Source organism: Hymenobacter plasmatis, assembly GCF_020711255.1.
In the GTDB taxonomy this organism is placed as follows: Bacteria; Bacteroidota; Bacteroidia; order Cytophagales; family Hymenobacteraceae; genus Hymenobacter.
Genome location: NZ_JAJFAW010000044.1, coordinates 1 through 12,450, shown reverse-complemented (window position 1 = coordinate 12,450; position 12,450 = coordinate 1). Strand labels below are relative to the sequence as shown.

Sequence of the window (12,450 nt, the reverse complement as noted above, 5' to 3'; positions counted from 1 at the left end):
CTCTGCGCCTGGCTCGTGGCGGCGGGCTACGGTGCTCGCTAGCCGGGCCTGGCCCAAGGGAAGTTTACGGAAACGGTCGTGGCTGTTGCAGAACTACCCGACGAGGGATCCAGTGGCACAGTAGTCGATCGAAAAGGGCCGTAAAAGCGCTTAGGACCCTGTTTTGAAACGCGGAATCGGTCGTCCCAGAATTTCAACTGCCCTTGCTAGACTTCTGCAACAGCCACGGTCGTGCGTGTTGCACAACTCGCGTTAGGGGGTTCTATTGCGGAGTAACCCCTTTACGGGTGGCTGCTTTATCGGAGGAAACAGATGACGCTGCTATGCGGCGGGTTGCTTCGTTCGCGCAAGGGTAGGCGCCGGGTAGAGCAGCGGGCTGCATTTTAGGAAAGCATACAATTAAGTATTAGTATTGTTGAATTAACCAAAGCTGCCCTGTTGCTTCACCGCACGTTCGGCCGGCGATGGTACGCTTTGGGTTTCGCCCGTCGCGCGCCCTTTTGCCACCTTTTGCCTCCCCCTTTCGGCTTCATGAAACACCTGCTCCTCGTGGCCTTGCTGGCTTGGGGCCTCACGGCCCCGGCCGGTGCCCAGCCGGGCGTCCCGCCCATGCGCTCGCTGGCGCAGCTCCAGGATTCACTCCGGGCCGTGATGGCCCGCGAGCACATTCCGGGGCTGATGCTCACGCTCGTCAGCCACGACTCGGTGCTATTTGAAGGCGGGTTGGGCCTGGCCGATGTGGCCGCCCGGCGGCCCGTGACGGCCCACACGCGCTTCCGCATCGGCTCGGTCACCAAGACGTTTGTCGCCGCGGGCCTGCTGCAGCTCATCGAGCAAGGCAAGCTGCACCTCACCGACGAAGTGCACAAGATTGCCCCCGAAATCCCCCTCGAGAACCCCTGGGAAGCGACCGACCCGGTGCGCGTGGTGCACCTGCTCGAGCACACGGCCGGCTTTGACGACATGGCCTTCAACCACGTCTACAACACCACGCCCACGGACCCGCGCGGGCTGGCCGTCCTGGCCCTCTTCCGGAACGAGTTGCGCTGCCGTTGGCGGCCCGGCGAGCGCATGAGCTATTCGAATCCCGGCTACCAGGTGGCGGGCTACCTGCTCGAAAAATTCAGCGGCCAGCCCTACCAGCAGTACCTGACCGAGCACGTGTTGCGCCCGCTGGCCATGCCCGACGCCAGCCCGGCGCTGCGCATCACCCCCGGCCCCGGCATGTCGCGGGGCTACGGCTACGCCGACGGGCACTACCAACCGGTGGCCCCGCTGCCCATCTACCTGGGCGCGGCCGGCTCGATGAGTGCCTCGGCGGCCGACCTGACGCAGTGGGTCCGGTTTTTTCTGCACGAGGGCCGCGCCCCCGACGGCCGCGCCCTCTTACAGCCCGCCAGCCTGCACGAGCTGGAAACGGCGCACTCGCCCCTCTCGGCGCGCGCCGGCCTGCGCACGGGCTATGGGTTGGCCAACTTCCCCCTCGGTTTCAAAGGCAAGGCCCTGTTCCGGGGCCACGGCGGCGGCATCGGCGGGTTCGTCAGCGCCTTCGGCTACAACCGCGCGCTGGGCGTGGGCTATGCGTTCTCGAACAACGGCGAGCGGGGCGCCCCGAAACTGGAGCAGTTGGTGCAAGCGTTTTTGCTGCGGCAGCTGCCCGCGCCCGCGCCGCTGCCCCGCGTGCCGCTCGATGCCGCCGCCGTGGGGCCGTACCTGGGCCACTACCGCAGCGCCGCCCCGCGCAACGAGCTAAGCGGCTTTGCCGACTACCTGACGGGGGGCACGCACCTGCGCCGGGAAGGGGAGTTCTTGCTGAACGAGCCGCTGCTGGGCCCGGCCGACACGCTGCTGCCCACCGGCCCGCTCACCTTCCGCCGCCCGGGGGTGCAAGCGGCCACCGCGGTGCTTACCCGGGACAAAGAAGGCCGGCGGGTGCTGATCGCCACCGGGGGCTCCGCGGGCGGCTACGCGCTGGCGGCCGGGTTCTGGTGGTGGCTGCCCCCGGCCCTGCTGGCGTTGTGCGGCCTGCTGCTGGTTACCAGCAGCCTGGCCGCGCTCGTGGGCCTGGTGCGGGTGCTGCGCCGCCGGATTCCGCGGGCGCAGTTGCTGCCCCGCCTGCTGCCGCTGCTGGCGCTGGGCGCGCTGGCCACCACGGCCTGGGCGCTGGTCAACTTCGTCGGCCACCTCTCGACGGACGGCTATCCGGGCCTGCCGACGGCCGCGGCCGCTTCGCTGGGGCCGTTGGTCTTCGTGGCCTTCGTCATCGCCGGCGTGGGGCTCACGGTGCGGTATTTCGGGCAGTTCCGGCGCCCGGCGGTGGCCTGGTACCTGCTGCTGACCTATGGGGCGCTGGGCTGGCTGGCCGCCGTGCTCGGCAGCTATGGCTGGATGAGCTTGCGGCTCTGGGGGGTATGATTACTAATGAAACCGTCATCATGGGCCTTGGCAGCTGGCACATGCGACTTCTGGACCAAACTTTTAACCAAGGCCCGCCATGCCCAGCCGAGGGCCGAACTGCATCTTCTTGGATGGTTGTCCAAGTTTAAAAAAACGGTGATTTTTCGAAGATGGGTTGGCAGCTGGTCCGGCGCCCTGGGTGCCGACGTCTACCTTTGCGCCATGCCCCCTGCCCTTCCTGCCGACCCGACCCGCATCCGCCTGGCTTCCACGGTGGAGGTCAACTACTGGTGCCAAACCCTGAACTGCACCGAAACCCGCCTGCGTAACGCCGTGCTCGCCGTCGGGCCCCTGGCCGCCGACGTGCGCGCTTACCTGACCCGGTAAGGCGTCCCCGTTGCGTTGCGGACGGGGCCCATACCGCTGCCAACCGGTGACCGCTGTGCAGCCAAAGGAGCGTGGCTGTTGCAGAAGTCAAAACAAGGACTCAAAAATCCGCCTGAACGGGTGCTAAGCAGCTAAAAAGGCTTGGAATATGGCCTTTTCAGTCCGTTGCGAGCACGAAACTCAATTCGCCCGGCCTGCTAGAGTGTTCTGCAACAGCCACGGTCCGAATGCTAAAAAGAGCTTCTTAGCTCGTTAGCTTTATGATGCAGCGTAATGGGCCGGCCCTGTAAAGCCTTCTCTGCCTCTGGCAAAATTTCGCAGTTATCCCAGATGCCCGTTAGGAGCGTGTGCGCATAGGAATCGGGGAGCCCATTGGCCCGCATTAGCTGATGAGCCGTACCGTTGTCGTAGGTAAAGGCGTGAAAGGTATAGCTAAACTGGCCATCGGTGTCATCGAGCAGCACATACCACACCCGCGGGGTACCATCATTGGCGGGCATGCCAATCACGCCCGCGTTAAGCCAGCTTTGCCCGGCCCGCTCATCGGCAAAGGGTAGTCCGGCGTGGCCGGCCAGTATCACCTCGGCCCCGGTAGCAGCAAAGCTGATTTCTTTCACCGGCCAGGGGGTGGTGGCAAACACAAAATCGGCAATGCCGGTGGCCGCCCCGTGCAGCACCGCTACCGCCTTCCCCGCATACCGGAAAGCCAGCTGGAGCGGCAGCGTACTCAGCCAGGCCACCGAGCCGGCCGATAGGCTCCGTACCGCGTAGGGAAACCAGGCGCGGGAAAGCAGGTCACACCGGCTGCCCTCGGCAAAATTGCAGCCGCAGTCGTCTTCGCCCCGGATGATATTCTGTTCGACATTGCCTTGAATAGCATGCACTCCCCAGTCTTTCACAAACTGCACCGCGGCTTCGGGTTGGGCGCAGTAGCCCACGATGTCGCCGGTGCAGATGATGTTGCCCGCGGGAATCTGCAGCTGGTCGGCAATGGCCTTGAGCGCCTCCAGGGCCTGCAGGTTCGAGTAAGGCCCGCCGAAAACGAGCAGCCGGCCGCTGCGCGTGCCGAGGTCTTGGGTGAGGGGGTTATCCATGAGCGGGCTTTTTTTGGAGAAGAGCACAGAGCCCGAACACCGCGAAGCAGTAAGCCGAGGTAATCAGGTTCGTGCTGAGCAGCGCCCCGTATTTGCCGTTGCCCACGTGCAGGGCATCGGGCAGGGGAAACAATGTTAGCAAAGCGCCCAGCACCAGCCCCCCGACTACCGACAGGTGAAAGGCCAGGCGTGGTACGGGCACGTTCCAGAACAAAAACACGGGCGCCAGCCCCAGCACCAGCGTCCCGCTGATAGTGGTAGCCGAGAGAATGGCGGGGTTGAAAAATACCGGGATGGTGCCCAGTACCGTGAGTACCACCATGGCCCACCGTCCTCGCGATACGCTGGGCACGGCCGCTTTGCTCAAATCGATGCTGATGAGCTTGGAGAACGAGGCCATGGCCGAGTCGAGGGTCGACGAGGCCGAGGTGACCATGATGAGGTTCAGCAGCAGCAGCATGGGCACCCCGAAGTACCGCGCCACGGCCACCGGGGCCTCGCCGGTCAGGGCGTTGAGCTTGGCGAAGATGCCCACGAAGCTGAAGAAAATGATGCAGGCCGAGCCGATAACCCCCGCCCAGAGGTAGGACTTCAGCGTGGTGCGCGTATCGGAGATGAAGCCCCGGTCGGTGAGCACCGGGTCGTGAAACGGGTAACTGAAGCACTGCACCAGCGCCACCAGCAGCAAATCGACGCCCTGCCCCAGGGTCCATTGCCCGCTGCTCAGAAAGGGCTGCAGGCTCCCCCCGTACTGCGGCAGGATAAACCCCAGAATAACCGTGAGCAACACTACGAAAAGCGACAGCTGAATTACATCGGTCATAATCGAGCTGCTCATGCCGCCCTTGAGCGTGTAGGCCAGCGTCAGTAGGGTGAACACCACAATGGCGACGTAGTAACTGCTCGTGCCCTGCACGCCGAAATAAGAGCCGATGACGATGGTGTTGGACCAGATTTCGTTGTACAGCCGAATGATAATCAGGAAGGTAAAGACGACCACCGCCCCCGCGCCATATTTCGATTCCAGAAAATGGTGGATGCTGCGGTAGCCCCCTTTGTTGCGCATCGAGACGATGACGAAACCAGCCACCAGAAACGACAGGTAATACCCCGCGTAGGCCACGCCCCCCACCAGCCCGAAGCTTTGGCCCAGGTTGGCGGCATTGGTAATCGACTTGGCAAACAGCCAGGAGATGACCAGGCTACTCGTCAGAAAAACCGTATTGGGGGTACGCTCTTTGCGGGCTCCTCGGAAAAATTCGGCCGCGGTCCGCGACAGCGGCGACACGAAAAACAGCGTGACGCTGGAGGCCAAGACCAACGCCCACTGCAACAGGGTGGTGCTCATACGGGGGGGATTAGCGCGCCCACCATACGGGAACGTTGATGCTGTTATTCTGGGTGTTGGCGGCCGCTTTTTGGTACTGCGCCGCGTTCAGCGCGCTTTCCGTGCCGGGGTAGGGCATTCGCTTGGGAATCAAGTTATTGTTAAGGCTGGCCGCAACCGTTTTCAGGCGGGGGAACCCCGTTCGGCGGTACTCGGTCCAGCCTTCGTAGCCGTTGTTGATGTTGACCAGCCATTTCTGCGTTAGTATCTGCTCGATGGGGTTCTGGCCATTCTGACCGTAAGCCACCATGCTGCTGGTGAGGTAGCTGGCGGGCAGCGTCGTGCCCCAATAGGCAAACGACTGGGTGATGCCCTGCTCATACAAGGTCCTCGCCGTTGCGGATATGAGCCCCCGCTGGGCGGCTTCGGCCAGCCAGAAACTGGTTTCGGCTGCGGTCATGTAGTTGGCCGATAACCGGTCCGAATTTTCCCGAAAGATGATTCCCGTCAGCGAGTAATCGGACAGCGAAATAGAGAGCCGGGAGGCATCCGGTCCGTTCAACAAGCCTTTGTAGGTGCCCGGGTTGGCCGCCGTGGGCCGAAAATACGTCGCTATCCGGGGGTCGCTCAGTCCCGTCAGCAGTTCCTCGCTGGTTTTGGACATGATGAACAAGTTGAAATCACCGATGCGGGCGGTGGCCATGCGGAAATTGTTGGGCTGTGTCAGCGAGAATCGGTACACGGCATTGTCCGCATTCGCCTTGATGTAATTGCCGTCGGTCACGATTTTTTGAAGGGCCGCTTGTACGTTTTCCTTGCCCGATATGCGCATCAGGCACTTGATTTTCACCGAGTTGGCAAACAGCACCCATTTGCTGCGGTTGCCACCGTAAATAAGATCACCGTCGAGCGCCGTCTGACCTTTGTAATTGTTGATAGAGGCGATGCCCTTGTCCAGGTTGTCGAGGATGCCGCCGGGCGCCGTGTAGATGGATTCCTGGGTGTCGTAGGCCGGCGTAATCACGCCCGCTTTGCCCTGCAGCGCTTCGCTATAGGGCACGTCGCCGTACAAGTCCGTCAGCGCGGCGGCCATGTAGGCTTTCATAATCAGGGCCGGTCCTTCGTACACCCCGAAAGCTGGATTCGCGCGCGCTTTTTGCAGCAGAATTTCGTTGTCGCGCAGGTTGCTGTACATGAACGGCCAAGGGTTGCCGCCGTACTGCGGCTCGCTCAGGCTGTGCCGGTCGAAGAGGTTGAAGTCGATGGCCGTGAAATACTGCCCCAACAGGTTGCCCGCCACGAAGGCTTCGTACGACATCTGCTCGCCGTAGTCGAAGGTGATTTTGCGCAGCAAGAGCGACGGTTGCACGTCGACCGGCGCGTTGGGGTTCGTATTGATGTCCTCGAAGCCGTCCTTGCAGCCGGGCAGAAAGCCAGCTAGTAAGCTCAGCAGCAGGATGCTAGTTAGTTTCCGTTTCATGGTCTGGTTGGAGGGCTTAAAAGTTCGCGCTGAGTTTCAAGCCCACGTTGCGGGAGGTTGGGTAGGTCATATCCTCGACGCCCGTCTGCAGTTGATTTTGCTGGAACGAGGTCTGCTCGGGGTCAAAGTGGGGGATGTGCGAGAAGGCCACCAGGTTACGGCCGACCAGGGCAATGGTCAGCTGCTGGGTGCGCAGCTTTCTGGCCAGCCAGGCCGCTTGGGGCACGGTGTAGCCGAGGGTCACTTCGCGCAGCTTCACGTAGGAGGCATCGTAGGTGCTGTTCTCCTCGTTGTTGCGGTCGTAGTACATGCGGTAGTAGGTTTCGGCCGGAATGGCCTTGGTATTGGGCTGGTAGTTGGGGTTTTCGGGCGTGCCCACGTTCACCACGCCCTTGGCCACGATGCCCGCGTCGGGCCGGTCGGCGGTTTCCTTCAGCTGGCCCGCCACGCCGGCCAGGGCCAGCGTGCGCGACACCAGCACGCCGCCCTGCCGCCAGTCGAGCAGAAAGCCGAGGTTCACATTGCCGACGCTAAACTGGTTCGACAGGCCCACCATGAAGTCGGGGTTGTAGTTGCCCAGCTTCTTCAGGGTGTTGTCGGCAATGTACTGCCCGTTGCTGCCCACGATGAAGTCGCCCTGCGGGCTGCGCAGGTAGCCCGTGCCCCACATGTCGCCCATGCGGTCGCCCTGCCGCACCTGGTACCACACGGTCTGGTTCACGTTGTCGTAGATGCGGTTGTAGCCCAGCGTCAGGGTGCCAGCTTCCGCGGGCAAGGACACCACGGTGGTGCGGTTGCGGCTGAAATTCAGGGTCGTATTCCACCGGAAGCGGTTGGTAAGGACGGGCGTGGCGCTCACCACCGCCTCGATGCCGCGCGAGCGTACTTCCCCGCCGTTGATGACCCGCTCGCTGTAGCCGGTCGGGATGGCAATGGGCAGCGACAGAATCTGGTTTTTGGTGCGGGCGTCGTAATAAGTCAGGTCGAAGCCCAGCCGGTCGCCGAAGAAGCGGACATCGGCCCCCGCTTCGAGCGAGGTGATGGACTCCGGTTTCAGGTTGGTGTTGGCGATGGTGCTCTGGTCGCTGAAAGCCGGCTGCGAAAACACCGGGTTCCGGGCGTTGTACACCCCCGCCGTCTGGTAGGGGCGGGTGTCGTTGCCGACGTTGGCCGCGCTGGCCCGCACCTTGGCAAACGACACGGCCGCGGGCAGCCGGAACTGGTTCGACAGCACCCAGCTGGCCGATGCCGACGGGTAGAAGAAGGACGTGTTGGCCGTCGAGCTTGGCGTGGCCAGGGCGCTCGACCAGTCGTTGCGCCCGGTGATGTCGACAAACAACACGTCTTTATACCCCAGCTTGGCCAGGGCGTACAGGCTGTTGATGCGCTTGCGGGCGCTCTGCTGGTACACCTCCACCGGCGAGGCGGCGTTGTTGAGCTTGAACACGCCGGGCTGCGCCAGCGTCAGGGCTTGAAATTGGTCGAACGAGGCCAGCTGGTCCATGCGGTTGCCGCCGGCCGATACGTCGAGCGACAGCGGCCCCAGGCTGCGGGTGTAGTCCAGCAGAAAGTCGGTGTTGACCTCCCGGAAGAAAACGTTGTTCTCGGCGTAGGCGCCGCTCTTGAAGCGGTTGCTGCTGAAGGCCCGCCGAAACTGGCGGTTCTCGTTGGAGTAGTCCATGCTGCTCCGCACCATTAGGGTCAGGTTGTTGGCCAGCTCGCCGGTCACGGCTAGGTTGCCGATGAGCCGGTCGCGGTTGAACGAGTTGCGGTTTTCGTAGAGCGTGAAATATGGGTTGTCGAAGTAGGTGTAGTTGTAGGAAAACTGCTGAATGCCCTCCAGCCACGGCTGCCAGTACTGCTTCATGGAGTTGACATTGGTTTGGCGGCCCAGCCAGGCACTCAGGGCGTAGTTGATGTTTTCCGAGCCGTATTTGGTGGCGGGGCGGTTTTTGCTGGCGCTGTTGATGTAGTTAATCGAGGAGCTGAATTTCAGCCGCCGGATGGGCTCAAACTGCAGGCGGGCGGCCAGGGTTTTGCGCTGCAGGTCCACGCCCGGAATAATCGACTGGCTGTTGAGGTCGGTGTAGGAAAGCCGGTAGCTGCCCTTGTTGGAGCCGCCCGAAACGGCCAGGTTGTTGATGGCCGTGTGCCCCGTCTGGTAAAAATCCTTGAGGTTGTTGGGGTGCGACACAAACGGCGTCGGGGTGATGGGCAGGCCGCTATAGAGCTTCGTATCGGCGCCGCGCACCACCTGGCCGTTGGGCAGGGTCACGGGGCTGTCGTACTGCGGAATCAGCAGGCCCGCATCCAGCCGGGGGCCATAGCTGTACGAAATGTTGTCGTTGATGCCCCCGCCCAGGCCGTCGCCGTACTTGAACACCCCGCTATTCCCTTGCCCGTAGGTGTTCTGGAACTGGGGCAGCTGAAACGGCTGCTCGGCGTAGAAGGTGCTGTTGAAGCTCACGCCAATGCCCCGGCCCGCCGCCGAGCCGTCTTTGGTCGTAATCAGGATGACCCCGTTGGCCGCCCGGGTTCCGTAGAGGGCGGCCGCGCTCGCGCCTTTCAGCACCGACACCGACGCCACGTCGTCGGGGTTAATTTCCCCGGCCCCGTTGCCGAAATCAATTTCCTGAAAGCCGTTGGCATCGTCGTCGACGCGGTTGACCACCGTGGCGTTGTTGATAATGATGCCGTCGACCACAAACAGCGGATTGTTGTTGGTGAAGGACGACTCGCCCCGAATGACAATGCGCGACGACGCCCCCACCCCGGTTGAGCCGCCCGTGACCAGGACGCCCGCGACCTTGCCCGCCAGGTTGTCGAGAAAGTTGGCCGCCTTCACCTCGCTCACCTGCCGGCCATCCACTTTCTGCACCGCGTAGCCCAGGCTCTGGGCGTTGCGCTCCAGCCCCAGGGCCGTCACCACCACCTCATTGAGGGCGAGGCCCGCCACCAGCTTCACCGTCAGGGTGGTTTGACCCGTGTACTCGACTTTCTGCAATTCGTAGCCCAGCGACCTGACAATAAGGGTGTCGGCGGACTGCAGATTGGTCAGCGTGAACGTGCCTGCGGCATTCGTAAGCGTGCCCGCCTGCGTGCGTTTTACCTGCACGGTGGCCCCCGGTATCGGCTGTGATGAGGCACCGTCTACCACCTGCCCGGTGAGTTTCTGGGCAACTGCAGGCACGGATGACAAGGAAAGAAAGGCAACGAGTAGTAGTAATGCTCGCATTTATTGGGAAGTATTCGAGGGAAGAAATTTGGGCAAGCTACGGAATGCGAGGGGGAATTGGATGTATGAGATGCGCTAGGTGTATGGTCAGCAAGTGATGGGGTATTCTCCGCGCTGGCATTCCGCAAGTGCCTATGGGACAAGCAATCCACGGCATGCCCGCACGGCGGCGATGCGGCGAGCTATTTAACACCGTTAGAAAAGCCTACAAAGCCTAGCCACCGGCAACGGCGATGGGCGCCCTTGCGGGGCGCTCGACGTCCGGCATCGTCGAAAGATGCGGGACGGCCACCGAACACCGGAGGCATCGGTGGCGGGCCGTCGCCGGGCAGCGTCGCCCTCGACCGTATGTGCACCCGGGCAGGATTATTTGCTGCTGAATTGCAGCAAATCCTGTTCAGTTTAACGGTACTGCGTTGAACGGGCTCTGTTCAGTTTAAGGAGCTTTTCACCAGCAAAGGCCCTGAAAAATGGAAGCGTTAGGGGCTTCTCTGCTCAACTGTCAGTTTTACGCCCCCCTTCCATCAGGGGCCAGTGGTTTACTACGGAGATTCGGCGGGACAAACCCGTAATCGTTGCGGCCTCGGTTTACCCTCGTGCCCCGCTCGACCAGCAGGCCAGGCGGAAGCAGCAATCGGCCTTCGCGCCGCCAACCCGAGGAAACACCTTTTCTACGCGCCCCCCGTCGGTTCGGCTTCGCAAGTCCCTTCCCCCATTATGGCCGCCCCGCTCTATGTGTAAAGTCCGTGAGGGTCTTGCCATCGTACCGGTACACGCCGCCCTCCGGGCCCAACGCACCCACCCAAATGCTGCCGTCGGTCGCCTCCACCATCCCGCACAGCGCGCCTGTTCCGTCAATGGACATGATGTCGGTGACGGCGGGGGCTGCGGTGTACAAGGACGCGTGCGCGTACCGGGAAAGCGCCCAGACCCGCCCCCCGGGAGGACGGACGCTGCCCGTCGTCCAGATATTGCCGTGTTTGTCTTCGAGGATTGCCGAAGCCCCCCGCGACGAGACCTTCGCGGCGGTCCGGCCGTCGTAGCGCCACAGGCCCTCGTTGTCCCCGAGCCATAGGGTGCCGTTTCTGTCTTCGAGGATGGACCCCACGTTGGCAAAGGCGGTGCCGTCGGGGCGTTTGAACACGGTAAAAGTGTTGCCATCGTAAAAACAGGGCTCGCCCCGGGTGCCAAACCAGACCTTTCCGGTGTGGTCTTGCATGAGGGTCGTGAGCGCGTTGTTGGACAGGCCGTCGGCGGTGGTAAACGTTCGAAACGAGTGCCCGTCGTACCGACTGGCGCCGCCGCCGGTGCCGAACCAGATATTGCCGGCGCGGTCTTCGCACACGGCCATCACGGCATTGCTGGCCAGTCCCTGCCGGGTGGTAAAATGGCGCCAGGCGTTCCCCTGGCGGCAATACACGCCGGAATCCCGGGTGGCGCACCACAGGCGGCCGGTTCGGTCTTCCAGCACGTCCCAGAAGCTGGGCGAGCGGATGGCGCGGGTGAGGTGGGCGAACGATTTGCCGTCGTAGCGGTACACGCCGCGGTAGGAGGCCACCAACACCCGGCCGTGTCGGTCGAGCTTGACGTTGCGCACCATGCCGTACGGGACCCGGGCCGTGACGGAGTCGGCGGGTTCGGACGGGCCGGCAGCGGGGGGCCGCTCGGTTGGGGAGCGGCCACAGGAAGCGCCGAAAACAAGCAACCCAAGCAACGGGTACAGCGGGGCGTGTTTGGTCATGGTCTGGTTGGGCCGGGCACGCCGGTCTAAGTGTAAGCCCGCGTCTGTGGCAAGTGAACCTTCCCAGCGGAACCATGACGCCACGGGCGTGCGCCTGCCCCGGGGCGCAAGGTGCAACAGGTGGCGCACTTCGGCCACGCCTTGCCCGCGCGGGCCCAGGGTTAACGGAGGGGAAGCGCGCGACGAGCAACCACCCCCGCGCCGGCCGAGGTGTTAGTCGTTCAAAGAAAGGAGCGATAAACTGAGCACACCCTCTATTACCTTGGCTTTATGAAACGAATCGCCGCCTATCTGCTCGTCGGGTTTGGGCTTACCAGCTGCGCGGAATCGGTTCCTGACCCCGCCCCGTCGCTGGTGGGCAAGTGGGAGCAGTTGACGGTGCATACGGTCTACAAGGACCGTAACTTCACGCAATTCGACGATGACCAATGGGTCAACAATGATGCCGGCAGCGTCTGGCTGGAGTTTGCCGCCGACGGTTGTGTCAACTTGGTGCACAACGGCGTGGCGACGCCCACCGAAACCACCTACACCTATCAGGGGGGAAGGATAACCTTTCGCGGCACGCCACTTGGCGAAACCCATCACCCGGTCCTTGAACTGAGTGACCACCGCTTGGTGTACCACACGCATACGGATAAGGGCGTGGGAACGGAAGATGTCACCTTTACTTACAAGCGATAGACGCAGCCCGCACTAGCACGTCCACGAAAACGGTGAATACTTTCGCCCCCGCGGCCTTTTTGCCCGCCGCTCCATGAAGGACCTCGCCGACATCCTCGCCACCCG

General features: G+C 62.7%; 8 protein-coding genes. 3 read left to right on the top strand and 5 right to left on the bottom strand.

Features of this window, described 5'->3' with window-relative positions:
* Positions 1-531: 531 nt before the first annotated feature.
* Complete coding sequence (locus LJ738_RS20710) at positions 532-2,415, top strand: serine hydrolase domain-containing protein (protein ID WP_227788263.1); 1,884 nt, start codon at positions 532-534, stop codon at positions 2,413-2,415.
* Between the two features lie 204 nt (positions 2,416-2,619).
* Entirely contained in the window at positions 2,620-2,784 is a 165-nt protein-coding gene (locus LJ738_RS20705; RefSeq protein ID WP_227788262.1) for a DUF3606 domain-containing protein, read from the top strand.
* A gap of 230 nt (positions 2,785-3,014) precedes the next feature.
* On the opposite strand, the gene LJ738_RS20700 is transcribed toward LJ738_RS20705, so the two are convergent.
* The 5 genes from LJ738_RS20700 to LJ738_RS20680 all read right to left on the bottom strand — a co-directional run bounded on the left by LJ738_RS20700 (position 3,015) and on the right by LJ738_RS20680 (position 11,661).
* Positions 3,015-3,878 (bottom strand): metallophosphoesterase family protein, encoded by an 864-nt coding sequence (locus LJ738_RS20700; protein ID WP_227788261.1) that lies wholly within the window; start codon positions 3,876-3,878, stop codon positions 3,015-3,017.
* On the bottom strand, positions 3,871-5,226 hold the full coding sequence (locus tag LJ738_RS20695; protein WP_227788260.1) for a sodium:solute symporter family transporter: 1,356 nt from the start codon (positions 5,224-5,226) through the stop codon (positions 3,871-3,873). The genes LJ738_RS20700 and LJ738_RS20695 overlap by 8 nt, the downstream gene beginning before the upstream one ends.
* A 10-nt stretch (positions 5,227-5,236) precedes the next feature.
* On the bottom strand, positions 5,237-6,685 hold the full coding sequence (locus tag LJ738_RS20690; protein ID WP_227788259.1) for a SusD/RagB family nutrient-binding outer membrane lipoprotein: 1,449 nt from the start codon (positions 6,683-6,685) through the stop codon (positions 5,237-5,239).
* 16 nt (positions 6,686-6,701) lie between these two features.
* A complete protein-coding gene (locus LJ738_RS20685; RefSeq protein WP_227788258.1) occupies positions 6,702-9,875 on the bottom strand; it encodes a SusC/RagA family TonB-linked outer membrane protein in 3,174 nt (1,057 codons plus the stop codon).
* Between the two features lie 760 nt (positions 9,876-10,635).
* Positions 10,636-11,661, bottom strand: coding sequence for a ligand-binding sensor domain-containing protein (locus LJ738_RS20680; RefSeq protein ID WP_227788257.1), 1,026 nt, complete (start codon positions 11,659-11,661; stop codon positions 10,636-10,638).
* A 270-nt stretch (positions 11,662-11,931) separates the two neighbouring features.
* Here LJ738_RS20680 and LJ738_RS20675 point away from each other — a divergent pair, with 270 nt between their 5' ends.
* Positions 11,932-12,345 carry a hypothetical protein gene (locus LJ738_RS20675; protein ID WP_227788256.1) on the top strand — a complete coding sequence of 138 codons (414 nt, stop codon included), beginning with the start codon at positions 11,932-11,934 and terminating at the stop codon, positions 12,343-12,345.
* Positions 12,346-12,450: the final 105 nt, after the last annotated feature.

What these genes read in the sequence shown, in the direction of transcription:
- LJ738_RS20675 (WP_227788256.1), top strand. Translation starts at nt 11,932, where the DNA reads ATGAAACGAATCGCCGCCTATCTGCTCGTCGGGTTTGGGCTTACCAGC.
- LJ738_RS20705 (WP_227788262.1), top strand. Translation starts at nt 2,620, where the DNA reads ATGCCCCCTGCCCTTCCTGCCGACCCGACCCGCATCCGCCTGGCTTCC.
- LJ738_RS20680 (WP_227788257.1), bottom strand. Translation starts at nt 11,661, where the DNA reads ATGACCAAACACGCCCCGCTGTACCCGTTGCTTGGGTTGCTTGTTTTC.
- LJ738_RS20710 (WP_227788263.1), top strand. Translation starts at nt 532, where the DNA reads ATGAAACACCTGCTCCTCGTGGCCTTGCTGGCTTGGGGCCTCACGGCC.
- LJ738_RS20690 (WP_227788259.1), bottom strand. Translation starts at nt 6,685, where the DNA reads ATGAAACGGAAACTAACTAGCATCCTGCTGCTGAGCTTACTAGCTGGC.
- LJ738_RS20700 (WP_227788261.1), bottom strand. Translation starts at nt 3,878, where the DNA reads ATGGATAACCCCCTCACCCAAGACCTCGGCACGCGCAGCGGCCGGCTG.
- LJ738_RS20695 (WP_227788260.1), bottom strand. Translation starts at nt 5,226, where the DNA reads ATGAGCACCACCCTGTTGCAGTGGGCGTTGGTCTTGGCCTCCAGCGTC.